Source organism: Imperialibacter sp., from assembly GCF_040222815.1.
Lineage (GTDB): Bacteria > Bacteroidota > Bacteroidia > Cytophagales > Cyclobacteriaceae > Imperialibacter.
In genome coordinates this window covers 26,293-49,895 of the sequence record NZ_JAVKCH010000042.1, presented here as the reverse complement: position 1 = coordinate 49,895, position 23,603 = coordinate 26,293, and the positions used below count along the sequence as shown (strand labels likewise).

The following is a 23,603-nucleotide window of genomic DNA, read 5'->3' as shown; positions in this document are numbered from 1 at the left end:
CAAATAATTGCCATAGTAATCCAAAAAGCTACATTCTTACCCAAATAAGATGAAACCATCAACGATTGAAAAGAAGAAAGGGAATTGTTGAAAATGGATACAAAGATCGGCTCCAGAAAATAGTAAAATTTCAATTTTAATTGAAATTAGCTTAAAAAGTTACATGCAACCAGATGCCTACCTGTGTCCTACATAGCTCGATACAATCCAACAGTGATGCATCAGTTACATTAATCAAATTAACATAATTATTTGATTATCAATCAATTATGATCAAAGTACCGTGATTGCAATTACAAAAAGGTAAATAAACAGCAAAAAATCACTTCAGCCGACTAAAAATGTCCTGGTGATCAATTGCCAGCAATTGAAGCAGGACGAAGCCAAAGTGCAGCGCTTTTCAAAAGATGCGTAAGCTTTCAACATCAGGATAACAGTCATCGAAAACAAGCTCGTTTGCTACGAATTCTGCGCACTCCAAATAAAGGAAACCAATGCAGCGGGTGCCGCAAATTCAAGACTATAGTGGCTTTGGCCAACCTGACGTCTTTCCACTTTCCCTTGCTTTTCCTTAGTTTCGTTGCCAGTTCTCACTTATTCTCAACTATAAAACCGTGGAGCCATCGACCGCCTCTCTTACCATTTTTCTCGACTACCTCAAGCTGTTGGTTCGCCAACCCTCGGTGGTAGGCTATGAAGAACCTTTCTTTCGTCTTATCCGCCGGGAGCTGGAAGAGATGGGGATTAAAATCAGCCTTTATCAGGGTTTGCTGGTGGCAGAAGGCAGCAAGCCAACAAGTAACTACCTCTCTGCGCATGTTGATCGTCATGGCCTGATCTGTACCGGACCCAACGAATTTCAGTATGCGGCCTTTGTAACCCAGAACCGAAGCGAGCTCAATGGCAACTCTGTGTCGGAGCAGACCCTTGAAAAGATTGCCGACCGCTTTGAAAGCCAACAAGTGCATGCTTACGAGCCATGGTCGGGCACCTATCTTGGGCAGGGCATTACCCACCACTCCTACATTAGTGAGAAGCGAAAAAACCTGATCATCGAAATCAACGGGCTGGAGCATGTAACTCCCGGCGTGCCTATAGCCTACTCCGATCGCATCACCATCCACGATGGTCGAGTCTCTGCACAACTCGACAATGTACTGATGGTGGCTGTGGTTGTATACCTATTTTCTCAAGGCTACCAGGGCACGGCCTTTTTCACAGCCCAGGAAGAAGCAGGCCGCAGCTGGCGTTACCTGGCCGATTGGTTTTACAGAGTGGAGCAAGCCACTAAAAAGCTCATTGTGCTCGACACCAGCCCCTTCGGAGAAGACGAAAAAGAAGCATCTGACAGCGAAATTATCCTCCGACACAAAGACGCCACTGCCGACTTCGACGAGAAAATGGTCGCAGAAATAGCGGCAGCTAGCGAAAAGCTGGGCATAAAAACGGTGTATAAGGACATCTTCATTGAGCACCACAATGAGCAAAGGTTGGTCGACGGTAAAAAGCCGCTGTCGCTTGGACGAACCGAGTTAGGCCGCATCATTGAAGGAACCGACGGACTCATCAGTGGGGCAACTATTCAGATTCCCACTACCGGCTACCATACTTCTGAAGAAACCGCCTCTTTACAGTCGATCTCCATGGCGATTAATTTGCTGAAAGAGGTGCTGAAAGAAAGTTTTGACGCAGCCAAATAGACAAAAGAATAAAAAGAGAAGTGCTAAATCTCCGATTCGGAACAACAACACTCCTCTTCCTCCTTTACCGGTGATTTGCTGGCCTTCTCTGCATTCGTTTTGAATGATTACCTTTCTTTTTACCGAGGTCACGGGCATGGCCCACATCCTGCCAGGCACTGCTTGGGCGGCTGGCAGTACATGCACCCAATGAAGTGATCATAAAAATCGATAAAACACCGAATAAGAAAATGGTTCTACTTTTTAATGCTCTCATAGCTGGTGAGATAAATTTATAATTAATTAAATAAAATATTGCACTAAATCAATACATCAAACTTATAAAAAGTAACCCAAAATCCAATAATATTTTGCCATAAATTCTGTTCATTTTGAATACTAGTGCATGCATCGAAGCTGCAAAACCACCTTTCTGAAGCGTCTTAAGCATTCCGAACCTGCCTCCCTTAAAGTCAATGAAAAGTGTTGAAAAAAATTTCGGCACAAAATTGCGTAACTGATCGGTTTCCATTTATATTTGTAACTGAACGGTTACTAATAAAGGAGCAAGATGAGACGAGACGTATTCCAGGCGATTGCCGATCCCACCCGCAGGGAGATCATTAACCTGATTGCCTACAAGCGGATGAACGTGAATACAGTGGCTGAGAACTTTGACATGAGCAGGCCGGCCATTTCAAAGCACATGAAAATACTGGAAGAGTGCGGCCTGGTGATGATGGAACAGCAGGGACGTGAGCGCTATTGCAAAGCGCAGCTAAAACCACTGCATGAAGTATCGGATTGGGTAAGTCGCTACAAAAAGGAATGGGAAGAAAGGCTGGATGCGATGGAAAAATACATCAAAGAATTACAAGCAAAAGACAAAGGCGATGAGCAAAGATTGTGAAATTACTTCCACCAGAAGAGTGAACTACTCTCAGGCTGAGGTGTACCAGGCATGGAGCAATCCTGACCTGCTGGCACAATGGTGGGGACCAAAAGGGTTTACGAACACCTTCCGCACCTTCGAATTAAACCCTGGTGGTACATGGCGATTCACGATGCACAGCCCACAGGGGCCAAGTTTTGACAATAAATGTGTCTTTGTGGAAATCGTGCCCAACAAACGGCTTGTGTTTGACCACGTGGAGCCTGTGCACGCCTTCCGGGTGATCGCCACTTTTGATAGGCAGGGCGAGGGTACCCTGATCACCTTTCATATGGTTTTCAAATCTGCAGAAGAATGTGAAAGATCCCGGGAAGTGATTGAGCCTTCCAACGAGGAGAATTTTGACCGGCTGGAAGCCTTGCTTGCCAGCCATTTCAACTCAAAAGTATAGTTGCACTTTACTACCGGAAGAAGAACAATTAAAAGTAAACCATATGAGAAAGATAATTTCATTTATGCACGTATCGCTTGACGGTTTTGTAGCTGGGCCGAACGGGGAAATGAACTGGATTAAAATTGATCAGGAAATTTTTGACCACGTCGGTAAACGGATAAGCAAAGGTGACACTGCATTGTACGGTCGGGCAACTTATGAGATGATGGAAAGTTATTGGCCTACCGCAGCAGACAAGCCAACAGCGACGAAACACGATATTGAACATTCTAAATGGTATAGCCAGGTTCACAAAGTTGTTCTGTCAAAAACAATGAGTGCTACAGATTTAACCAACACCACAATTATCAGCGACAACCTTTCGGAGCGCATAAATGAAATAAAGCAATCCCGCCAAGGTGTTGGCGAAGATATCCTGGTTTTTGGCAGCCCGACAGCCACACATTCGCTTATGCAATTGAACTTAATTGACGGCTACTGGCTATTCGTTAATCCAGTTATTCTTGGCAAGGGCATTCCTTTGTTCGTGAACGTCAAAGACAAAATAAATCTAAAACTATTGGCTACCCGACAATTTACTTCCGGGGTAACAGAACTGAATTATATAGTGGATAAACAATAGCAGCGACCGCTAAGAGGGGAAATTAATTATGAGACTGGCTGAAATTTGCATGCCAGGCAACCCACCAAACGACATCTCAACATCTTAACAATATCACATGAACACCACGCATGTAGAAAGAACGGACAGGGAAGTAATTGCCAGCAGGCTTATAGATGCTCCCCGTGCGCTCGTTTTCAAGGTTTGGACAGAACCGGAACACATCGCCCAATGGTGGGGGCCTACAGGTTTCACCAACACTGTTCATGAAATGAACGTCAAACCCGGTGGGAAGTTTCGGCTCACCATGCACGGCCCCAACGGTACAGACTATCCCAATCTTATTGTTTTCAAAGAGGTGGTCGTTCCGGAAAAGCTGGTGTATGTACACGGCAACGGGAGCGATGATGCACCAGGCAACTTTCACGTCACCGTGACCTTCGAAGAAAAAGAGGGCAAAACGCTCCTCACCATGCGTAGCTTGTTCCAGTCCAAATCCGACCTGGACTACGTGATTGACGAGCACGGGGCGTTTGAGGGGGCACGACAAAACATGGAGCGGATGGCAGCATACCTCGAGACGAGGATCAATTTGATGACTCAGTTAAAAAACACAAATATGTCAAGAGTAAGTACTTATCTCAATTTTGCAGGAAACACCGAAGAGGCATTCCTTTTTTACAAATCTGTATTCGGCACCGAATTCAAAGGTGGCATCCAGCGTTTCGGCGAAATACATCCGATGGAAGGCGCTCCCCCAATGACTGAGGCCGACAAAAAGCTGATTTTACATATCGAACTGGAGATACTGGGCGGTCACATTCTGATGGCCACCGATGCACCGGAGTCGATGGGCATGAAGGTGAAGCCAGGCAATAACATGCATATTAATCTGGAGCCCAACACCAGAGCGGAAACCAAACGACTCTACGACGCTTTGTCGGCCGGTGGAGAAGTAACCATGGAACTACAGGACATGTTTTGGGGCGCATACTATGGCAGCTGCACCGACAGGTATGGTATCAACTGGATGTTTAATTGCAACGAGAAGGGATGAGAAAGTTGGAAGTGGGGAGACGGGAGTTCGAAGTCGGAAGACCGAAGCTGACCATCCTGCCTCCGGTCTTTCTGGCTCTACTATTCTAAAACATCATCCATCAAAGACACCTGAATTTTTCCATCTACTTCTATCAGCAAATAAGTGCCACCGGGCGACAAAGTGGGAGTTAGCTCCCATACATCCGCCTGGTTGATCTTATCCAGCGGCACAGGTGCCGTCCATGAGCCGCCCTGGTTGTTGCTAATGAAGAGGTCAACTTCGTTTGTATCGAACAGGTACCGGTTGAATACAACGAATCGCTCCTGTGGATCAATGGTCAAATCGTTTTCGCTGTCTGCCGTATTCAACGCCGCAACCAGTTCGGGAGCCGAAAAGCCATTACCGATAGGCGACGCCCGATAGAAATCCATGGATCCTTTGCCCCCGGGCCTGTCAGAGTTAAAATAAAGAACGCCCTCGCCAGTAACGGAGGGATAAGATTCGTGATGTTCAGTATTGATGTCCGTTAGGTACTCCGGCGTTGAAAATGCGTTAGAGCGAATAGCTACCCTCCATATGTTCATCTTTTCGGCAGGCAGGATTTCGCCTGGAGGCGGGCGGTCTGAATTGAAATAGACCCACTTGCCATCAGGTGAGATAATAGGGTGATAGTCGTTGAACCGGCTTTCAAAAGAAACAGTTTGTGGTTCTCCCCATCCCTTCGCACCAAGTTCGAGAAAATAGATTCTGTAGAATGGTTTGCCATTTGCCTTGTTGGTAAACTCAGAAGGGCGGGAAATCAGCATCCATTTTTCGGTCGGGTGCAAACTTATACCATTCCCCACAGCCAGCCCATTTAGTTTTTCTATATCCTGGCGGGAATAAGGTGGCTCGGTGCAACCTGCGCACAGCGTCAAAAAAAAGAGGCAGGAAATCAAAGTAGATTTCATCATCCACAAGATACCAGTTTTACCGGCTTAAGCACGCCATCCACACCTCGTTTCACTTTGGGGATTTACCAGTTACCAATACCTTTTACTCCCCCATGATCTTTTCTCTATGCATTACGCCCCACTCCCGAAGCTCGCCAATGACCTTTTGGAGTGTTTTGCCGTGCTCCGTCAAATTGTATTCAACCGACGGGGGAAATGAATCTTTGACCGTACGCTTCACCAGCATGTTTTCCTCCAGGTCCCTTAGCTCCTTCGATAGCATTTTGTCGGTGATACCGGTCACTTCTCTCCCGATTTCCCTAAACCTTTTGGTTCCAAAGGAAAGTGATATAATAATCTGTAGCTTCCATTTACCGCTTAATACTTCCAGGGCATCCCGCACCGGAAGTAGTGCCCTGGTGCAGGATTCCGTGTTTCGTTGGTGTTCAACGGTCTCGAATACTTCAGGTTTTTCCATGTCACTTCGCTTTACTATACCAAAGGTTAGTGCTATACAAAAGTATAGTGCTATATATTCTATAGCAAATGTAGATAAGTTTGCATCGTCAAACAAATAGTACACATTTAAAACAATCAAAATGAAAAAAGACAAAGTGATATACTGGATTGCCACTGGCATTGTAGGTGTGATGATGGTAATGAGTGGCCTGATGTATTTCATGAACCCGGAAGTAGCGGAAGGTTTTACTCATCTGGGTTTTCCGGGCTACTTCCGCATGGAGTTAGGCGTGGCTAAACTATTGGGTGCCACCGTGCTGTTGGTTCCACAATTTCCCCACAGGGTGAAAGAATGGGCCTACGCCGGTTTTGGGATTACCTTCATTTCAGCGGCTATTGCCCACACTGCAAGTGGTGACCCGGGTTCAGTGGTGGCTGGTCCGGTGATTTTCCTGGCAATTCTGTCGGTATCAAGAATCTATCTCAGCAAAATCGCTGAAACTAAAGTCGCTGTTGCTGCCTAGTCTCCTCATTAGTTAAAGCAAGAAGCCCTGGCTGGAAAGTCAGGGCCTTTTATTCGTATTAATTGGACTTTCCAGCTTCATCGTATGTCAATACAATAAGGAAGAATGCACAAAACCTCTTTGGGGCTACAGCAGTACATCACCTCCAAAAAAGATTCTGGTCACTGAAATATCAGACATACCTTTTACCTATAGAAATTATTGTGCGTTAGCCATTTAAAATCCATAGTTGAAAAACTCTAACTGTTAACCTATATTGTGCCGGGCTATTTTTTGCATACCCAGCCCAATACTTTTTATGCTATCATGATTTCAACTGCCTTTAAAAAGGAATTGTACGAAGCCATTGACCAATATTTTGAAAAAAATGGCATCTCGAGGTATGCCAATGGTCAAATGAAAGCCAAGCTGGCAATCGCCGCAGTCTGGTGGGTCGGAAGTTTGGTTTTGCTCTACTCTTTTAGCACCTCACCTGCTACGTTCGTGCTGCTTTACGGCTTTCACCTGTTTTCGCACTTATTCATCCTGCTGAATATTGCCCACGACGCCAATCATTTGTCTATTTTTGAAAACGAACGGGTAAGAAAACTTCTTCGCTACACCTTCGACCTCTGTGGTATCAACTCATACATGTGGCGGCAACTTCACAACCAACAACACCACAATTTCATCAATATTAAAGGCGAAGACGACGGGCTTGTCGCTCGTGGACTACTTCGTTACACACCACATCACGAACACAAACTCATTCACAGGTTTCAGCATTTTTACCTGTTTGTGGTCTACAGTTTCTTCTCCCTTGATTACATTTTTATCAAAGATTTCGAATGCTTTTTCTTCCCATTCCTCAATGGCCTGAAAGGAAAGAAGCATCCCCGCATGGAGTATGTCAAGCTCTTTGTTTTTAAGTTGGCCTACATCGGCTATGTGCTATTGCTGCCAATCTATTTTATAGGTGTGCCGACAGGGCTGATCATCGTCTCTTTTGTGGCTTGGCAATTGGTAATTGGCGTGATTGGTGCCACCATCATACAGGTAGAACACCCATTGCGGCTGAACGAATTTCCTCTGGACAGAGATGAGTATGATCATTTCATCTATCATGTGTTTGCCACCACCTCCGACCACTCGCTGAACAGCACGGTTGGCAATTGGTTTTATGGCGGACTGCACATGCACGTGGCCCATCATTTGGCTCCCCGTGTATGCCATACGCACTACCGTGAGCTTACAAAGCTGATTCAACCGATAGCAGAAAAACACGGTGTATTCTACAAACAGAATAAAACGATATTTGATGCCATCAGGGAGCACTATGGGCACCTGCAAAACCTCAGCCTGGCTGCAAAATAACCAGGCTTGACAGACGCATCATCCATCTTTTTTTCGACCGGAAGCTCATTATTAAGCCAATTTTTTATATTCATACCCAACAACCTATTTCTATCTAACATATAATCATCCCAAAAACCGCTTGATCTATGCCTACCCTTTCCGATAAGTTGAACCATTGGGTCCAGAAAACGCCCGATAAACTGCTTTTTGAGTTTCTGGATATCAATGGAAAATCAGTTGAAAAATACACCTACGAAGAGTTTGAAAAAGCCGTAAGAATTGTGGCATCCAATCTGGCCGAGAATTACAAATTCAAAAAAGACGACAGGATATTGATTACTTACCCTGCCGGCATTGAGATGATCGTTTCGTTTGTTGCGTGCGTTCGCCTGGGATTGGTGCCCGTGCCTACCTACCCTCCTACTTCATCGGGTTTCCAGTCGGCATACTACAAAATGGAACATATCGCCAAAGATTGTGGTGCTGTGGCCGTCCTCACCAATGGAGAGTACTACTGGTCGCTCAAGTTGAACATGGATCGAAATAACATTGTTGAGAAAACCATATTAACTAAGCTACCCTGGATCAACACCTCTGAATTTACCCACGAAACAAGTGCGACCAACTATGAGCGGCAATCATCGTTTCTTTTTCTTCAGTACACCTCTGGCTCTACCACCGACCCCAAGGGGGTAATGATCTCGCATGAAAACCTTGAAAACAATGCCGAGAATGTATTATCGGAACCCCCGGTAACCGTTACCTGGCTGCCACAATACCACGACATGGGGCTGATTGGCTATCACCTGTTTATCATCATGAAAGGAGGCACCTCTATTGGGTTCTCTACGCTTGATTTCATCAGAAAGCCGGTGCTTTGGCTCGAAACCATCTCAAAGTACAAGGCCACGCACTCTTCGGCACCCAACTTTGCCTACGACTACCTGCTTCAGCCGGGCAGAGTGTCGGATGAAGTATTCGCTTCGCTGGACCTTAGCTCACTGACAAACCTGATGACGGCGGCAGAGCCAGTCAGGGCAGGCACTTTCTATAAGTTTCTTGAAAAATTCAGCGCATGTGGGCTGAAGGAAACGGCACTTGGCGCAGCCTATGGCCTCGCCGAAAACACACTGGCCGTTTCGCAGTGGGGCGGAAAATCAGTATCGGTGCTCACCAACTCACTCATTAACCATGAGCTGAAATTCGAGAACGGACAGGGAGGTGACCTAACCCAAATCATGAGCTGCGGCAAACCCCTTAGAGACCAGATCGTGAAAATAGTGGATCCTAATTCCCGAATAGACCTTGGCGAAAACAAGGTGGGTGAAGTGTGGCTGGCGGGCCCAAGTAAGGGGCTTGGCTACTGGGGGAAACCTGAGCTGAACAAAGAATACTTTGAAGCTCGAATAGCGAGCGAAAACGGCAGTGCCACACACACCTTTTTGAGAACTGGCGACCTCGGCTTTTTGCATGACCAGGAGCTCTACATCTGCGGCAGAGCTAAGGACATGATCATTATCCGTGGGGCCAACTACTACCCGCAGGACATTGAGCAAATCGTTGAAGAATCGAGCAACAACATTAGGGAAGGCTATGTGGCGGCATTTGCCCACGAAGAAAACGGGGAGGAAAAACTCGTTATTGTGGCTGGCCTTAAACGTAAGAATGAAATCCCCGACCACAACAAGATTGCAGATCAGATTCGTGAGAGGCTAAATATTATCCCCTCGCAAATCACCTTTACCAACACCAAAAGCATTCCGAAGACCACCTCGGGAAAAATCATGCGCCAGAAGACCAAGCAGCTTTGGGCCAATGGTGAGTTGGAGGTCATTGAAAACCATAGCCTGGTCGAGCAAAATACAGACGCTCCGAGAGCCCGTTTGACAAATACTCAATTCGATGAGATTTTGAAAAAGTATGGGTTCACAGGCACCGAAACCTACTCTTTGGTGCATGTGCTCGACTCTCTCGATCTGGTGGTTCTCATTCACGATGTGAAGGAGCTCATTAAAGACAGCGGGGCGGCTCAACTGGCGTCGGAAATCGATGCCCGCCTGCTACAAGAAATAAGCGTTTCTGAATTCTTCGACTTGATGGAACAGTTCAGCACGTCATCCATTCTCGCCATCAATCGTTTAAAGAAGACCATTCTCAAGCTTCAGAAAGAGCATAATGCCTTCGAACAGAAGCGAATGCTTCAGGACACCAAGCTGTCGTTTAAGCCGAAAACACCTCAGTACGACCCAGCCCACCTGAAAAGTGGCAAGATCCTGCTCACAGGCGGAACAGGATTCCTGGGGCCGTTTATTCTGAAAAGCTTGCTTCAGCAAACTACCGACACCATCTATGTGCTCGTAAGAGCTGATGACGAAAAGAAAGGACTGGCCAGACTGAAAGAGGCCTTCGACCTGTCCAATGTTCCGGAATGTGAATACCTGGCGGAGTTCGAGAAAAGAGTGGTGGCTGTATGCGGCGACCTGGGCAAACCTCAGCTGGGACTGGACAAGAAAACCTGGGACTACCTGGCGACCAACACACACACCATTTACAACAACGGCGCCCTCGTGAACTACCTGTTCAATTATGACAAAATGTGGGACACCAATGTGTATGGCACCAACGAAATAATCAGGCTGGCGCTGGATGGCAACCCCAAGATCCTCAATCACGTGTCCACCACCTTTATTTTTGGTTGGGCTGTGAAAGACACGCTTTTTGAAACTGATACCTGCAATTCGCTGGATCTGCTTGACTTTGGTTATAGCCAGACCAAATGGGTGTCAGAGCAAATTGTGTTCGACGCCATGAAGCAGGGGCTACAGGCCAGGGTGTTCAGACCTGCGCTGATTACCCCTTCGGTGTATGGCGGTGGCAACAACTTCGACATTTCCATCCGATTGATCGCCTTCATGATCAACCACGGCATTACGGTCAATTCGTTCAACCAGGTAAGCTTCACGCCGGTCGACATTGTGGCGAACAACGTGGTGGCCATCTCCGGACTGCCCGATTCGGTCAACAAAACCTTCCATGTAACACGTGATGAATATGCACGTATGAAAGACATTACCGACATCATCACCAAGCTGACAGGCAGGGAGTTCAAAGGGTTTGAGCTGCCGAAGTTTGTGCCTGAAATTGTGGGCAAATGCGGGAAGGATGACCTCCTGTTTCCGCTGCTCGACTTCCTGGTAAGGTCTGTCAATAATATCTCTTCCATGGAGTTTAAGCGATATAGTAACGATTCTTATTGTGAAGCAAAAGTCAAATCGCCTCACGGTGTGCTCGACCCTACACTTGAAGAAACCGTGAGAGGCATGTTGACATTCATGATCAGCAAGGAAATTATAGATGTGGAATTATTAGAAAAGGATGTGAAAATAGCTTCCTGATAGAGGCAAGTTGATCATTTTGGTGGGACGCCTGCCTCGGGAGAGACAAGCGTCCCATTTTTTTTGTAGGAATGCGAGCTACAAAAGATGACCTTTAATACCAACAGGCGATCTGGCTTACCTGACAGGAAAAGGTGAGCAACAGACAGGAGAAATAAAATGGCGGAAGACAAACCCAGACTTGCGAGGCTGACGGCCATTCTTACGCAGCTGCAATCAAAACAACTGGTGACTGCAACGGACATTGCAAAAAAGCACCAGGTGAGCGTAAGAACTGTCTATCGGGACATTCGAACGCTTGAACAATCAGGCATACCTATTGTCACGCAGGAAGGCAGGGGATACTCCATCATGGACGGCTTCAAGCTTCCGCCGGTGATGTTTACCGAAGAGGAAGCAAGCGCCATTGTCATCGCCGAAAAATTGATTCGGGCGAACAAGGATCGGTCTCTGGTGGAGCACTATGAAAGCGCCGCAACAAAAATAAAGGCAATCCTCAAGCTTGGCCTGAAAACCAAGACAGAGCTCCTCTCCGACCGGTTGCAGGTGCGGGACAACAGCGAAAACAAAAAGACAAGCAACCATCTCATCCAGCTTCAATCTGCCATTTCAAACTACCATGTGATAGAGATCAATTACCTGTCGTTAGAAAATCAGCAAAGCCAGCGAAAAGTAGAGCCATTTGCCCTCTATACTACACAGGGCAACTGGATCCTGATTGCTTTTTGTCAGCTAAAAAATGGCTTTAGGGCCTTCAGGCTTGACCGTATTCAAAGCTTAGTGCAAACGGACAGCCAGTTTCAGCCCCACAAAATTACCTTAGAACAATATTTTGAACAGTGTCGGAAAAAATGGTCAGCCACCCCTGACACACCCTTGGCACAAGGGCCATCTACCTTTGCTTCGAATCAAAATATTTAAGCGATGCAAAAAGTAAAAATTGACCCATTCAAGATCATTGGAATCTCAGTAAGAACAACCAACGAAAATGGACAGGGCGCCAAAGACATTGCCGAACTATGGGGCAGGTTCCTTTCCGAAGAGCTACTAAATGCTATCCCTGGCAAAGTGGACGGCACCATCTACTCACTTTACACCGACTACGAAGGTGACCACATGGCACCATATACCGCCATCCTTGGGTGTAAGGTGGAAAGTCTGGAGGCAATTCCGGATGGCATGGTAGGCAGGGCTTTTGAAGGTGGCAGTTACGTAAAAATCACCGCCAAAGGCGACCTGGCACAAGGCTTGGTCGTGGCGGAGTGGGCAAAAATATGGGCGATGGATTTGGACAGGGTATTTTCAGCTGACTTCGAGGTGTTTGGCGAAAAAGCACAAAACCCGGCGAATGCAGAAGTAGACTTTTTGGTAGCCGTAAAGTAACCCGAGGTGCAATGCGAGAAATTGACAACTACTATCTGAACAAGGAAGAACCCCACAAGAGCTGTCTGCTGGCACTGCGGAGCATCATCCTTGCTCAGGACACCAACGTAACTGAAACGCAGAAGTGGGGCATGCCCTGCTTCTGCTTCAGAAAAAAGATGTTTTGCTACCTGTGGACAGACAAAAAAACAGAAGAACCCTATATCCTTTTCGTTGAGGGAAAGTTTCTCGACCATCCAAAATTAGAAGCCGGAGAGCGCTCCCGCATGAAAATTTTCAGGGTGAATCCCAACGAAGACCTGCCGCTGGAAACTATCGAAGAATTGCTCAACAGCGCATTGGATCTGTACAGAAACGGGACAATAGTGATTAAAGGGTAAGCCCATTGAAAGTTCGAAAAGCATATTTCGGAAATTGGTAGTAACTTGAGGGAGAGATACACGGAGTATGTGAGTCGGGTTCATAATCAGGTGTTGCGTGGCATTAAAAAAATGGAAGACTCAATATTTAGGTTCACAGAAGAAGAGGAAAAGGAGCTTTTTGAAAAAGGCCATATTGTCTTTGACTCCTCAGCTTTATTGAGTTTCTATGGATATAGTGAAAGAATTTCCGAAGAATATTTTAACAAGGTTTTTGAAACGCTGAAAGGACGATTATGGCTTCCTGCACAAGTCATTTACGAATTTGAAAAGAACAGAGAAAAAGTCATTACTAAACCAAAAGGAGAGTATCAGAATCTCACCAAGAGTAACGGCAGAAAAGACGGAGGATATTTAGAATCAATTCAAAACGATATTGATCTTATAAGAAAAAATACAAAATCTATACATGGCCAGATAAAGACACTTGCAGAAAGAACGATAAAGGATGACAAACACCCTTATATTAGTCAAAAATATATTAGTGAATTCAAGGATGTTTTGAAAGCATTTGAATCCAATATCGAAATTTTAAATCAAGGTTATGAAAACCTCCTCAATGACACTGAGAAGCAAATAGAAGAAAAGATAAAAGAATTAGACGAGAAATCTTCATCCGACAATTTTAGAGAAAGATTAGATAAATATTTTGACCATGGCAAGCCCTACTCGTATGTACAAATGCTGGAATTTATTAAAGAGGGGCAATTTAGATACGAGAACGAAATACCACCAGGATATAAAGATGAAAAAGAAAAAATAGGTTTTCAAATGTATGGAGACTTGCTATTATGGTTTCAAATAATTGATTACGCAAAGGATAAGAAGAAACCAATAATATTCGTTACAAATGATGTTAAAGAGGATTGGTGGCAGCAAGATGATAACGGTCAAAATAGCGATGTTCCAAGACACGAGCTATTATTTGAATTCAAAGATAAGAGCAAGCAAAAGATCTGGTTTTATACAATTGACAGGCTCATTTTTAAGTCTAATAAATACTTGGATACAGAAGTTTCCGCTGAAGTTATCGAAGAAATCCAGAATCTCAACATTGGCAACATTGATAAAGAATGGCTTGAATTACTTCAAGATGCTTTAGATAATGATGAAGATGTAAGAGCCAACCATAGATATAAATTTAAAGGAAAATCGCTTGGAACATGGTTAACGGGTATTGCTCAGAGAAACAAAGAGGGTAAAAAACTTGAAATCCGAGCTGAAATTGAAGAGCTTGGATTTGATTATAACTTAAGAGGGCGAACTCCAGAAGCATCCACAAAACGATTCATAAGGAAACTAATCTCCGATGAAGACCCTTTGAAAGTGAATTATCAGAATTGGTTTAACAGTATTATCGCTCCCAAAAAAGATGATTTGAACGAAGAGACAATCGAACAATTAAATGAAGTTTGGGAATTGAAATTTGACGAGGAAAGGTATTGGGATGTTCCCTCAAGAATTAAGGATCGAGTTGATGATTGGAAAGAATTCAGATACGATTCAGAAAACAATCCAAGAGGTAAGTGGTCAACAAATGATCAAGAGATGGGAGATTTGTATACTTGGGTACTAAAAAGGAAAAAGGATTCAGACTTAATGGGTCTAATTTTAGACAGATTTAGCCAACAAGAGCTAGAAGAACTAAAGGTTGAAGGATTTCCAATAGAATAACGAATGCCTAACAAAATAATATACGGAATGCCCTTCGGTATACTGAGCATAGGCAAACCGCTGCGGCGCATCTGGCAAAACGATGGTAGTACATTAACTGCGTCAGTCTTTAAATAATGCCACTCACGGCGCAGCCATCAAAGCCTGCAAATGCGCCGTGTAGTTATTTATAAAGACCTCCTTGTCAAGCCTGATCTTTTTGGCTAGCTCCCGCATTTTATCATCTACGTGATCGCCAAGATTGTTGTCGCTCCAAAGGATCATGTCGACGATGATGGGCAACAGTTCTATCCCCTTTTGCGTGAGCGAATAAATCACGGTCTTTTTGTTGTCGGGAAGTTTGCCCTTGTGAAGAATGCCCAAAGCCTCCAGCTTCGCCAATCGGTTGGCCAAAATGCCACTCGCTATCTTTTCCCCTGAGCTCGAAAAGTCCCTCTATTTTTTTCCATTGTATCCGAAACCTTAAGAGTCCTATCTCGTTAGCGACCATATAGTCGCTACTACATGGTCGCTTTAAAAACATTCAATAACTTACCACAGGAAAGACAGCAGGAAATCATCGGGGTTTGCCTTGAAGAATTTGCCTTCAACGATTACCAGTCTGCCTCCCTTTCTACTATCATCAAAAAGCTGGACCTGGCCAAAGGCAGCTTCTATCGCTACTTTGAGAGCAAACATTCTCTCTACTTCTACCTGCTTGACTACGCCGTTCAGCAACGGCTGGCAAACGACAAGGGGTTTATTAAGCAACCGCCCAAAGACTTTTTTGACTTGATTATTCTGCACTTCCGGGCGAAGGTACACTTCGACAAAACGCAGGGAGTGGTCAGCGCCTTCCTGTACAATGTGCTGCGGGAGAAAAACACCGAGGAGCTGGGTAATATTCAGGCCATCAGGAAGCAGAAAGCCCTGGACATTATGTACCAGCTGGTGGATCAGTATGTGGAAAACGGGCAGCTGCGAAATGACATTGATCGGAAAATACTGGCCTGGCACGTGCTTCAGACGCAGCTTTCGATTTTTGAGTTCATGGAGCTGCACTACCAGCAGGACTTCCGTCAAAACATCCAAAACAACAAACAACTCTACAACCTGCCCGAAGAGGAGCTGGTCGCCATTGCACAGCAGTTTGTAGAGATCCAAAAAAACGGTTTTAAGAACAAATGATGATCGTTGAAACAAATAACCTGACCAAGCGGTACGGACGTGCCACTGTAGTCGACCAGGTGTCGTTGCAGATTCCGCAGGGGAAGATCTACGGGTTCCTTGGCCTTAATGGGGCCGGAAAAACAACCACCATGCGCATGCTCCTGGGCATGATCAATCCTACGGAGGGCAGTGTTGCTCTCTTTGGCCAGAAAATTTCTGGCCACACATCGGTTTGGGACAAAGTAGGCTACATGATCGAGTCGACCTGTGCCTACCCGGACTTGTCGGTGGTGGAAAACCTCCAGATTTTTTACAGGTACCATGGCCTGAAGGACACGCAGGTGATCGACAAGGTCATTTCCCGACTGAAGCTCGACCAGTACAGAGATGTTCATGCCAGCCACCTTTCCCTGGGCAATCTGCAACGCCTCGGCCTCGCCAGAGCACTTATGCACAACCCTGAACTGCTCATCCTTGACGAGCCTGTGAACGGGCTCGACCCGGCTGGTATTGTGGAAATCCGCCACCTGCTCCGGGAGCTAAGTTCACAAGGCACCACCGTACTGATCTCGAGCCACCTGCTAAGTGAAATTGCCAAGGTGGCCGACACCATCGGCATTATACATCAGGGCTCACTGATCAAAGAGCTGGAGGCGAATCAGCTGCACAATGAAATAGACAGGAAGCTCGTGCTGAATTCGCAAGACAATGTTCGGGTCTCTGACCTGCTTCGGAAAAACGGGATTCCGTTCAGGATAAACGATGCCAGCGAGGTGGAAATTTTGGATCGCCAATGGATGAGCGAGCCCGACCGCATTGCCGAAATGGTGGTAGCTGAACACGTGGGCCTCACCAAACTATTCACCTTCGAAGAAGACCTCGAAAGCTATTTTTTAAGAACGATTCAACAATAATCAATATGACACCCTCGCTGAGAGCTATCGCCCCCGAATTTTTAAAACTCAGGCACTCCACCATTGTGTGGGTCACTTTTGCAGCCTTTGCCCTCGGCCCGGTCATGGGTGGGCTTTCGCTTTACCTCCTCGGTCATGCAGGCGATATGGGGGCTTCGCCCTTGAGCGAAAAAGCAAAGCTGATGAACTTCTCTGCCGACTGGCCCTCATACGTCGGCTTGCTCACGCAGGTGGTGGGCGTAGGTGGCGTGGTTGTTTTCGGATTCGTTGCCAGCTGGCTTTTTGGCAGGGAGTATTCCAACAAAACAGCCAAAGACCTGCTAGCCCTGCCTGCCTCCCGTAGCCACATCATCAACGCAAAGTTCATCGTGTACGCTGTGTGGTGCCTGGCACTCGTAGCGGCCAATCTGTTGCTGGGGTTAGTGGTTGGCACCTTGCTGGGCCTCGATAACTTCGATATCCGTGTTATCACCCCCGGGCTGACCACCTATTTTGCCACCACCATATTGGTGATGTTGCTCGGCACGCCAATATCCTTCATGGGCATTTGGGGAAAAGGCTACCTCGCTCCTATCGGGCTGGTTGTACTCATGCTGATCGTCTCGCAGATTGTGGGGGCTGTAGGTCTTGGACAGTACTTCCCATGGTCTGTGCCAGGACTTTACAGCGGGATAAGTGCCGAAATGAAGGCCTCGCTGAATGCCGTCAGCTTTGGTCTGGTGGGCCTGGTAGCGGTGTTGGGTTATGTGGCCAGCCATTGGTGGTGGAATCGGGCGGATCAGAGCTGAGAACGTAGAGCAAAGACTACAAAAGTTTCACCGAATAGCCAGTCTATGCCCTTCTACGGACGTTCGAAGAGCCTACCAGCTTTCTACTGTTTACTAAACTTTTGTAGTCTATTCTGGTGATCGACATAGAATATTGATTGCTTCTATTCATCAGAACTTCCGATATTGGGATTCTTTAGAATCAAAACATACTTAGCGTGCTTAAACTCGCCTTTAGAATCTCCCTGGTCGCTCTGCTCTTTACCTGTGCTTCACCAGCGTTTTCTCAAACCACAAAAGAGCCTATCGACTACGTCAACCCGTTTGTGGACACCCACAAATCACGGTGGTTTTTCTTTTCATCTGCTTCAAGACCTTTTGGGATGGTGAACCTGAGTCCTGACACCTGGGTAAAAGGAAGCTGGAACTCAGGCTACTTATATGACAGCCTGTATGTTCGATGCTTTTCGCATATCCACGCCTGGCAAATGTCGGGCATACCGGTAATGCCGACGGTGGGCGAATTCAAAGGACATTTGGGTATGGAAGCTTACAAGTCGGCCTTTAGCCATGATGATGAAAAAGCTATACCCGGCTATCACAGCGTCTTTCTGAAGGACTACGGCATCAAAGCTGAGCTCACCTCCACTACCAGGGTGGGATTTCATAAATACACTTACCCTGACAAGGTTGATAAGGACATTATTTTCGATGTCGGGGCATTCCTCGGTCACGGTGCCATGGATTCCGCCAGGGTTGAAAAAATTAGCAACTATGAGATTGCCGGCTACAGCATTATGGCACCGACCCCCCGTCGACCAAAACCTACCTACGTGTACTTTGTTGCTCGTTTCGATCAGCCGATGACGTCCTTTGGTGCATGGGAAAAGGGAGTGCTAAAAACCGGCATCGTCAATGAAGTTTATGGTAAAGAAGTGGGCGCTTTTGTCCGTTTCGACAGGAAGCTCAACAAGACCGTACAAATGAAGGTTGCCATCTCCTACACCAGCACGGCGCAGGCCCGGCTCAATATGGATACCGAACTCCCTCACTGGAATTTTGAACAAGTGGTGTCAGCATCCAAAAGTGAATGGAATGGCTACCTCAGCAAAATCAAAATAGAAGGCGGCACGGAAAAGCAGAAAATCAAATTCTACACCGACCTGTGGCACTCGTTGCTCGGTCGCCGCATCGTGAGCGATGTAGACGGCAAGTACTGCGACATGACCGGACCGAAGCCAGTCGTTCGGCAAGTGGCGCTGGATGAAGACAAAAAACCAAAACACAATCAGTATAATTTCGATGCGTGGTGGGGCAGCCACTGGACACTCAACGTGCTCTGGTCGATGGTCTACCCCGAAATCATGAATGAGTTCTGCGCCAGCATGGTGGAGATGTACCGCCATGGAGGGCTGATCCCCCGAGGGCCATCAGGAGGCAACTATACTTATGTGATGATTGGCGACCCGGCTGTTTCTTTTTTCGCCACTGCCTACAACAAAGGCATCCGAAACTATGACATGGCCAAAGCCTACGAGGGCCTTTACAAAAACGCCTTTCCGGGTGGCATCAGAGACCGGGCAGGCTACGAGCATCGTGACAACCCTCAAGGCGGTGGCATGAACTATTACGTAGAGCGAGGCTATGTGCCTGAAGGCATTCCAGGCCCTGGCGGACACAAGGACGGGGCCGCCATGACGATGGAATACGCTTATCAGGATTGGTGTTTGGCCCAGCTCGCTTTGCCTCTCGGGAAAAGCAAAGACTACGACTTTTTCACAAAGCGGTCGCTCAATTACAAAAATCTCTGGAATCCGGAAACTCATTATATTCATCCTAAAAACATCGATGGAACCTGGATCGAAAACTTCACACCAATTGGCGACGGATTCAACACCCTCGGTTTTGTGGAGAGCAATTCTGCCATTTACACCAACTATGTGCCACATGACCTGGCGGGCCTCGCTGACCTGTTTGGCGGGAAGGAAAAGTATGTTGAATATGTAGACAGCTGCTTTATCAAAGCAAAACCTACGAAATTCATCACCGACCACGGCAAGCATGCCCAAAACTGGGTGGACTACGAAAACCAGCCTTCCTGCCAAATGGCACACCTGTTCAACCATGCCGGAGCACCCTGGCTTTCTCAAAAATGGGTGCGGGAAGTGAAAGAAATTACGTTCTCAGACATTACTCCTTACGGTGGCTATAATGGCGATGAAGACCAGGGACAAATGGGGGCACTCGGCGTATTGATGGCCATAGGGCTGTTTCAAATGGATGGAGGTGCATCGGTCAATTCTTCCTACGACATTACGACGCCGATATTCGATAAAGTAGAAATCCAGCTTGATCCGAAATACTATTCCGGCAAAACCTTCACGATCAGCACAGAAAACAATTCAGCTGACAACATTTACATTCAAAAAGCTTCTCTGAACGGCAAAGACTGGACAAAATTCAGCTTCCCGCATGAGGTATTTTCACAAGGAGGAGAGTTAAAATTGACACTTGACAAAAACCCCAACAAGCTATGGGGGCTGGAGCAATAACCACAACCATCTGACTATCAGTATTTTTTGGCCTAAGTTTTGCAGATGTAAAGTTTTTTAAACTTTCACATCTATTTTTTTAACTATGAAAAACTCATCTAAAAGTGGGTGGAAGTGGTTGGTACTACTTTCATCTTTTGCCTCGGCACCTTTATTGACTTTTGGGCAGGATCAACCTGTTGAAATGCGGAATGGACTTGTGCTAACTGTCGGTGTTCCGTCGCTCAGCATTAGTTACGAACATCAGCTGGCGCACAAAAAAGAGAACCGAAGGTTTTATTTGAGAGGGATTGCGGGACAATTTGGCGACGTTATCAATCAGGAATGGACCGGCTACCTGGCTGCGATGCCAGCCTGGGTATTTGGCACTGGAAACAATCACCTTGAAACAGGGGTAGGACTTACACTGGTTTCTCCTGCCAATTCTCCTGAAGTTTGGGCTGCGCTCAACCTGGGTTACCGCTACCAGAAGCCCGGCGAAGCGTTGATATTCAGAGCCGGTGGTGGCATTCCGGAAGGCGCATACATTAGCCTCGGTGTTGCATTTTAGCAAGTCACTGAGTTGCAACCTGACCTTTGTCAAGAATCCAAACAAAGACCGGGGATAGAAGTGATAAAATGCTGCAACATTTAGTTTATGGCTTGTTCATATGATATCAGTATTAAATTCTACAACTTTTTTGGACTATGAAAACTTCATCTAAAATCGTTTACAAGTGGCTACTCGTTCCACTACTTTTTACCCTGCTACCTTTAATGGCAAACAGTCAGGATAGCCCCGATGAGCGGCGAAATGGCGTATACCTATCTCCCGGCATTCCGTCTTTCAGCATCGCCTACGAGCGAATGCTAAATCACAAAAAAGAAAACATCAAGCCCTACATTCGATTAATTGGCGGAAGATATCAAGGCTTATTTGACAGTGAATGGCAGAACTATCTTGCAGCTATGCCAACACTGGTATTTGGATCCGGGAATCACCACGCCGAAGCTGGTATTGGCTTTACGGTTGCTTCGCCCGGTCATGATCCCAAGGTTTGGGGTGCGCTCAATGTGGGCTATCGGTACCAGAAACCGGATGGCAATTTTCTTTTCAGAGCAGGTGTTGGAGCTCCCGAAGGTGGCTATCTGAGCGTTGGTATCGCATTTTAGGAGGGCGTTTTCGCCCACAAGGTTATTTCGCTAAATTTAGGATAGCACCAAGTCTTTGAAGGCTATGAACAAAAACTTACAAGTGGACGAATACCTGGCCAAACTGGCCCATCCAATGACCGCTGAAATCGAAAAAGTAAGGGAAATCATTCTCTCCGCACATCCTGGTATAGAGGAAACTATCAAGTGGAACAGTCCCACATTCCTATACAAAGGAAATATGGCTTCTTACTTTATGAATGCTAAAAAGCACGTAAGCCTTATGTTTCACAAAGGGGCATTCATCAGGGACAAATCCGGTCTGCTGGAAGGCGACGGCAAGGAAGGACGAGTGGCCAAGTTTGCGACTATTGATGAAATCATGCATCGCAAGCAAGACCTTGAAAACATAGTCATTGAATGGGTAAGGATGCGGGACGAAAAATAACTGACGACTGCAAAAAAGCTGGGTGAACAATAAAATGCATCAAGAGAAAATACTTCAACTACAAGCCACCGACCAGGGGTTGATTCAGCAGATTGCTGAGTGGTATTTGGCCGAGTGGGAGATTCCTGTTGAGAGAACAACAAAACGCCTCGAAACACATCCAGGCAATAACGACGTGCTTTTTCAGTTTCTGCTTTTGGTCGGCGACAAGCCCGCAGCCACAGGAGGTCTTAGCAACCAACTGGGACTGCTTGAGGCATATCCCCGCCTGCAAATTTACAAGCCATGGGTGTCGTTGCTGTACACCACGGAAGATTATAGAAACCAGGGGCTTGGCAGGCAGCTCCTGGAGCGCATCGAGGCCGAAAGTCTCAAATGGGGGTACGAACAATTATACCTGCACACATTCACGGCTGAGTCTCTGTACAAAAGGCTTGGTTGGAAGCGAATTGATTTGGTGGATTACAAGAGTCATAAGACGGCAGTGATGACAAAACAATTGAACCCGACCTAACCTCTGGACGACACCCTGCGCCTCTCAGTCAATAAAATACCATGCCCGGCTGATCTTGCCGTTTTGAATCTGATAGATGCCCATGGCAGAAGAGGAGACTGTTTCGCCTGCCTTGTTCTTGTGGCTCACCACTTCCCTGAAGCTGACTCTTTCGCCGTCGACCGCATATTGTTCAATGGTCGAGACTGATTTTCTGCCAGCCGAAAAGTAATACCTCATGCTTTGTCTGAAATTCTCTTTTCCAGCCACCTCGAGCAAAAGCGTGTCAGCCGTGAGGGAGAACCACTTAAAGTCGTCGGTGACATTTGCGGTCAGCCGATCAACGTCACCCTCGTTGAAGGCAGCGACCTGGTCATTGAAAACTCTCAATAGTTCTTCATTTTGCGCAGTTGCAGCTAAAGTGCTTGCAAACAAGATGATGCTTAATAGAATACTTTTCATGATTTGTTGTCTACATAGTTTTTGAATCCCTCCTCGAAAAGCAGTTTCCAGCCTTCCGTAATTTGTCCCTTTGCTTTCGCTGATACATCACCCATCAACGTATCCGACAAAGTCAGCGAGGTCTTGCCGCCATCTTCCGTCAGCGTAATCTTGAGGAACGTAATGGCTGGCCCGCCATAATCCGGCGTAAGGTGCCCCTGCAACTCCAGATGATGGGGAGCGTTAAGCACAATTACTGTGTACCAAAGCAGCCCCTCATCATTTCCATAGTCTTCGTACATCCTCCCTCCCACTTTGGGTTCAAGGATAAACGCTTTTGTTTTTTGGCTGGTGTAGAAGTCCTTTCTCCACCAGAGTCCAACGTCTTTGACCAGGCATTCCCACACGTTGTTGATGCTGGCATCAATCGGTACCTCTAGTCTGATATTGACAGGTTTGGTTGGCTCCTTCATTAGTAAGTCGTTAGTTAAATCATCAATATGCTCCTTATATTCAGCCAGTTCACGCAACTGAAGCAAATTAGTCGCCCATTGCGCTTCGTACTTTTTAACCCAGCGTTCATAAATCTCCTGTAAGGGAATGGCGTTGATAAAGTTCCAGCGAAATTTGCCTTGTTTACGGGGCAATATAAGCCTTGCTTCCTCCAAAACAGAAAGATGCTTCATTACAGCGCACCGCCCGATAGATTCAAACTCCTCCACGAGCTCACCCGTAGTCTTTGGCGACTCCCGCACCAAATCCATCAGGCGCCTGCGGGCTGGGTCAGCCAGGGCTTTCCAGATTTCGGTTTCTTTTTCGAGGAGTGTCGAGGTCATTTGAAACGAGTTGTTAATTTATGTTACCTTATAGTAACATAAAGTTAGGAAAAATTCTTTAGAAAACTATTGCGCAACTAATTAGT

At 46.3% G+C, this 23,603-nt stretch carries 25 protein-coding genes; 20 read left to right on the top strand and 5 right to left on the bottom strand.

Features of this window, described 5'->3' with window-relative positions:
• Positions 1 to 614 precede the first annotated feature (614 nt).
• The 5 genes from RIF36_RS22405 (at position 615) to RIF36_RS22385 (ending at position 4,683) form a co-directional block, all read left to right on the top strand.
• Complete coding sequence (locus tag RIF36_RS22405; RefSeq protein WP_350125113.1) at positions 615 to 1,700, top strand: hypothetical protein; 1,086 nt, start codon at positions 615 to 617, stop codon at positions 1,698 to 1,700.
• Positions 1,701 to 2,250: 550 nt separating this feature from the next.
• Positions 2,251 to 2,589, top strand: a complete 339-nt coding sequence (locus tag RIF36_RS22400) for an ArsR/SmtB family transcription factor (protein WP_350125116.1) — start codon at positions 2,251 to 2,253, stop codon at positions 2,587 to 2,589.
• Complete coding sequence (locus RIF36_RS22395) at positions 2,573 to 3,022, top strand: SRPBCC family protein (protein ID WP_350125119.1); 450 nt, start codon at positions 2,573 to 2,575, stop codon at positions 3,020 to 3,022. Before RIF36_RS22400 ends, RIF36_RS22395 begins: the two co-directional genes overlap by 17 nt.
• Before the next feature lie 43 nt (positions 3,023 to 3,065).
• Positions 3,066 to 3,647, top strand: a complete 582-nt coding sequence (locus RIF36_RS22390; RefSeq protein WP_350125122.1) for a dihydrofolate reductase family protein — start codon at positions 3,066 to 3,068, stop codon at positions 3,645 to 3,647.
• A gap of 97 nt (positions 3,648 to 3,744) precedes the next feature.
• Positions 3,745 to 4,683, top strand: a complete 939-nt coding sequence (locus RIF36_RS22385) for an SRPBCC domain-containing protein (protein ID WP_350125125.1) — start codon at positions 3,745 to 3,747, stop codon at positions 4,681 to 4,683.
• A gap of 80 nt (positions 4,684 to 4,763) precedes the next feature.
• Here the strand turns inward: RIF36_RS22385 and RIF36_RS22380 are convergent, their stop codons facing one another.
• Together RIF36_RS22380 and RIF36_RS22375 are read right to left on the bottom strand one after the other, a co-directional pair.
• Positions 4,764 to 5,618 carry a TolB family protein gene (locus tag RIF36_RS22380; RefSeq protein WP_350125128.1) on the bottom strand — a complete coding sequence of 285 codons (855 nt, stop codon included), beginning with the start codon at positions 5,616 to 5,618 and terminating at the stop codon, positions 4,764 to 4,766.
• A gap of 82 nt (positions 5,619 to 5,700) precedes the next feature.
• Positions 5,701 to 6,075: a winged helix-turn-helix transcriptional regulator gene (locus RIF36_RS22375; protein ID WP_350076873.1), complete on the bottom strand. Its 375-nt coding sequence runs from the start codon at positions 6,073 to 6,075 to the stop codon at positions 5,701 to 5,703.
• A 121-nt stretch (positions 6,076 to 6,196) separates the two neighbouring features.
• Here RIF36_RS22375 and RIF36_RS22370 point away from each other — a divergent pair, with 121 nt between their 5' ends.
• From RIF36_RS22370 to RIF36_RS22340, 7 genes are all read left to right on the top strand, one after another.
• A complete protein-coding gene (locus RIF36_RS22370; protein WP_350125131.1) occupies positions 6,197 to 6,580 on the top strand; it encodes a DoxX family protein in 384 nt (127 codons plus the stop codon).
• A gap of 306 nt (positions 6,581 to 6,886) precedes the next feature.
• Positions 6,887 to 7,933 carry a fatty acid desaturase family protein gene (locus tag RIF36_RS22365; protein WP_350125133.1) on the top strand — a complete coding sequence of 349 codons (1,047 nt, stop codon included), beginning with the start codon at positions 6,887 to 6,889 and terminating at the stop codon, positions 7,931 to 7,933.
• A gap of 128 nt (positions 7,934 to 8,061) precedes the next feature.
• Positions 8,062 to 11,310 (top strand): thioester reductase domain-containing protein, encoded by a 3,249-nt coding sequence (locus tag RIF36_RS22360; RefSeq protein WP_350125135.1) that lies wholly within the window; start codon positions 8,062 to 8,064, stop codon positions 11,308 to 11,310.
• 159 nt (positions 11,311 to 11,469) lie between these two features.
• On the top strand, positions 11,470 to 12,231 hold the full coding sequence (locus RIF36_RS22355) for a helix-turn-helix transcriptional regulator (RefSeq protein WP_350125137.1): 762 nt from the start codon (positions 11,470 to 11,472) through the stop codon (positions 12,229 to 12,231).
• A 3-nt stretch (positions 12,232 to 12,234) separates the two neighbouring features.
• Entirely contained in the window at positions 12,235 to 12,693 is a 459-nt protein-coding gene (locus tag RIF36_RS22350) for a GyrI-like domain-containing protein (RefSeq protein WP_350125139.1), read from the top strand.
• Positions 12,694 to 12,704: 11 nt separating this feature from the next.
• The gene (locus tag RIF36_RS22345; protein WP_350125142.1) at positions 12,705 to 13,073 is read left to right on the top strand and encodes a DUF1801 domain-containing protein; all 369 of its coding nucleotides are present in this window, start codon (positions 12,705 to 12,707) and stop codon (positions 13,071 to 13,073) included.
• 111 nt (positions 13,074 to 13,184) lie between these two features.
• Positions 13,185 to 14,786, top strand: a complete 1,602-nt coding sequence (locus RIF36_RS22340; RefSeq protein ID WP_350125145.1) for a PIN-like domain-containing protein — start codon at positions 13,185 to 13,187, stop codon at positions 14,784 to 14,786.
• A gap of 123 nt (positions 14,787 to 14,909) precedes the next feature.
• On the opposite strand, the gene RIF36_RS22335 is transcribed toward RIF36_RS22340, so the two are convergent.
• On the bottom strand, positions 14,910 to 15,194 hold the full coding sequence (locus tag RIF36_RS22335) for a winged helix-turn-helix transcriptional regulator (protein WP_350125220.1): 285 nt from the start codon (positions 15,192 to 15,194) through the stop codon (positions 14,910 to 14,912).
• Between the two features lie 96 nt (positions 15,195 to 15,290).
• On the opposite strand from RIF36_RS22335, the gene RIF36_RS22330 reads away from it, so the two are divergent.
• From RIF36_RS22330 to RIF36_RS22295, 8 genes are all read left to right on the top strand, one after another.
• Positions 15,291 to 15,953, top strand: a complete 663-nt coding sequence (locus RIF36_RS22330; protein ID WP_350125148.1) for a TetR/AcrR family transcriptional regulator — start codon at positions 15,291 to 15,293, stop codon at positions 15,951 to 15,953.
• The gene (locus RIF36_RS22325) at positions 15,950 to 16,849 is read left to right on the top strand and encodes an ABC transporter ATP-binding protein (protein ID WP_350125151.1); all 900 of its coding nucleotides are present in this window, start codon (positions 15,950 to 15,952) and stop codon (positions 16,847 to 16,849) included. The genes RIF36_RS22330 and RIF36_RS22325 overlap by 4 nt, the downstream gene beginning before the upstream one ends.
• A gap of 5 nt (positions 16,850 to 16,854) precedes the next feature.
• On the top strand, positions 16,855 to 17,637 hold the full coding sequence (locus RIF36_RS22320; protein ID WP_350125154.1) for an ABC transporter permease: 783 nt from the start codon (positions 16,855 to 16,857) through the stop codon (positions 17,635 to 17,637).
• Positions 17,638 to 17,834: 197 nt separating this feature from the next.
• Positions 17,835 to 20,168 carry a GH92 family glycosyl hydrolase gene (locus tag RIF36_RS22315; protein ID WP_350125157.1) on the top strand — a complete coding sequence of 778 codons (2,334 nt, stop codon included), beginning with the start codon at positions 17,835 to 17,837 and terminating at the stop codon, positions 20,166 to 20,168.
• 85 nt (positions 20,169 to 20,253) lie between these two features.
• Positions 20,254 to 20,718: a hypothetical protein gene (locus tag RIF36_RS22310; protein ID WP_350125160.1), complete on the top strand. Its 465-nt coding sequence runs from the start codon at positions 20,254 to 20,256 to the stop codon at positions 20,716 to 20,718.
• A gap of 137 nt (positions 20,719 to 20,855) precedes the next feature.
• A complete protein-coding gene (locus tag RIF36_RS22305) occupies positions 20,856 to 21,320 on the top strand; it encodes a hypothetical protein (protein ID WP_350125163.1) in 465 nt (154 codons plus the stop codon).
• Between the two features lie 64 nt (positions 21,321 to 21,384).
• On the top strand, positions 21,385 to 21,747 hold the full coding sequence (locus RIF36_RS22300; protein WP_350125166.1) for a DUF1801 domain-containing protein: 363 nt from the start codon (positions 21,385 to 21,387) through the stop codon (positions 21,745 to 21,747).
• 34 nt (positions 21,748 to 21,781) lie between these two features.
• Positions 21,782 to 22,261, top strand: a complete 480-nt coding sequence (locus RIF36_RS22295; RefSeq protein ID WP_350125169.1) for a GNAT family N-acetyltransferase — start codon at positions 21,782 to 21,784, stop codon at positions 22,259 to 22,261.
• A gap of 24 nt (positions 22,262 to 22,285) precedes the next feature.
• Here RIF36_RS22295 and RIF36_RS22290 read toward each other — a convergent pair whose 3' ends face one another.
• Together RIF36_RS22290 and RIF36_RS22285 are read right to left on the bottom strand one after the other, a co-directional pair.
• Positions 22,286 to 22,702 carry a nuclear transport factor 2 family protein gene (locus tag RIF36_RS22290; RefSeq protein ID WP_350125172.1) on the bottom strand — a complete coding sequence of 139 codons (417 nt, stop codon included), beginning with the start codon at positions 22,700 to 22,702 and terminating at the stop codon, positions 22,286 to 22,288.
• Positions 22,699 to 23,517: a helix-turn-helix domain-containing protein gene (locus RIF36_RS22285; protein ID WP_350125175.1), complete on the bottom strand. Its 819-nt coding sequence runs from the start codon at positions 23,515 to 23,517 to the stop codon at positions 22,699 to 22,701. Before RIF36_RS22285 ends, RIF36_RS22290 begins: the two co-directional genes overlap by 4 nt.
• Between the last annotated feature and the right edge of the window lie 86 nt (positions 23,518 to 23,603).

Coding starts and splice junctions, on each gene's coding strand:
- RIF36_RS22400 (WP_350125116.1), top strand. CDS start 2,251: ATGAGACGAGACGTATTCCAGGCGATTGCCGATCCCACCCGCAGGGAG.
- RIF36_RS22395 (WP_350125119.1), top strand. CDS start 2,573: ATGAGCAAAGATTGTGAAATTACTTCCACCAGAAGAGTGAACTACTCT.
- RIF36_RS22390 (WP_350125122.1), top strand. CDS start 3,066: ATGAGAAAGATAATTTCATTTATGCACGTATCGCTTGACGGTTTTGTA.
- RIF36_RS22385 (WP_350125125.1), top strand. CDS start 3,745: ATGAACACCACGCATGTAGAAAGAACGGACAGGGAAGTAATTGCCAGC.
- RIF36_RS22380 (WP_350125128.1), bottom strand. CDS start 5,618: ATGATGAAATCTACTTTGATTTCCTGCCTCTTTTTTTTGACGCTGTGC.
- RIF36_RS22375 (WP_350076873.1), bottom strand. CDS start 6,075: ATGGAAAAACCTGAAGTATTCGAGACCGTTGAACACCAACGAAACACG.
- RIF36_RS22370 (WP_350125131.1), top strand. CDS start 6,197: ATGAAAAAAGACAAAGTGATATACTGGATTGCCACTGGCATTGTAGGT.
- RIF36_RS22365 (WP_350125133.1), top strand. CDS start 6,887: ATGATTTCAACTGCCTTTAAAAAGGAATTGTACGAAGCCATTGACCAA.
- RIF36_RS22360 (WP_350125135.1), top strand. CDS start 8,062: ATGCCTACCCTTTCCGATAAGTTGAACCATTGGGTCCAGAAAACGCCC.
- RIF36_RS22355 (WP_350125137.1), top strand. CDS start 11,470: ATGGCGGAAGACAAACCCAGACTTGCGAGGCTGACGGCCATTCTTACG.
- RIF36_RS22350 (WP_350125139.1), top strand. CDS start 12,235: ATGCAAAAAGTAAAAATTGACCCATTCAAGATCATTGGAATCTCAGTA.
- RIF36_RS22345 (WP_350125142.1), top strand. CDS start 12,705: ATGCGAGAAATTGACAACTACTATCTGAACAAGGAAGAACCCCACAAG.
- RIF36_RS22340 (WP_350125145.1), top strand. CDS start 13,185: ATGGAAGACTCAATATTTAGGTTCACAGAAGAAGAGGAAAAGGAGCTT.
- RIF36_RS22330 (WP_350125148.1), top strand. CDS start 15,291: ATGGTCGCTTTAAAAACATTCAATAACTTACCACAGGAAAGACAGCAG.
- RIF36_RS22325 (WP_350125151.1), top strand. CDS start 15,950: ATGATGATCGTTGAAACAAATAACCTGACCAAGCGGTACGGACGTGCC.
- RIF36_RS22320 (WP_350125154.1), top strand. CDS start 16,855: ATGACACCCTCGCTGAGAGCTATCGCCCCCGAATTTTTAAAACTCAGG.
- RIF36_RS22310 (WP_350125160.1), top strand. CDS start 20,254: ATGAAAAACTCATCTAAAAGTGGGTGGAAGTGGTTGGTACTACTTTCA.
- RIF36_RS22305 (WP_350125163.1), top strand. CDS start 20,856: ATGAAAACTTCATCTAAAATCGTTTACAAGTGGCTACTCGTTCCACTA.
- RIF36_RS22300 (WP_350125166.1), top strand. CDS start 21,385: ATGAACAAAAACTTACAAGTGGACGAATACCTGGCCAAACTGGCCCAT.
- RIF36_RS22295 (WP_350125169.1), top strand. CDS start 21,782: ATGCATCAAGAGAAAATACTTCAACTACAAGCCACCGACCAGGGGTTG.
- RIF36_RS22290 (WP_350125172.1), bottom strand. CDS start 22,702: ATGAAAAGTATTCTATTAAGCATCATCTTGTTTGCAAGCACTTTAGCT.
- RIF36_RS22285 (WP_350125175.1), bottom strand. CDS start 23,517: ATGACCTCGACACTCCTCGAAAAAGAAACCGAAATCTGGAAAGCCCTG.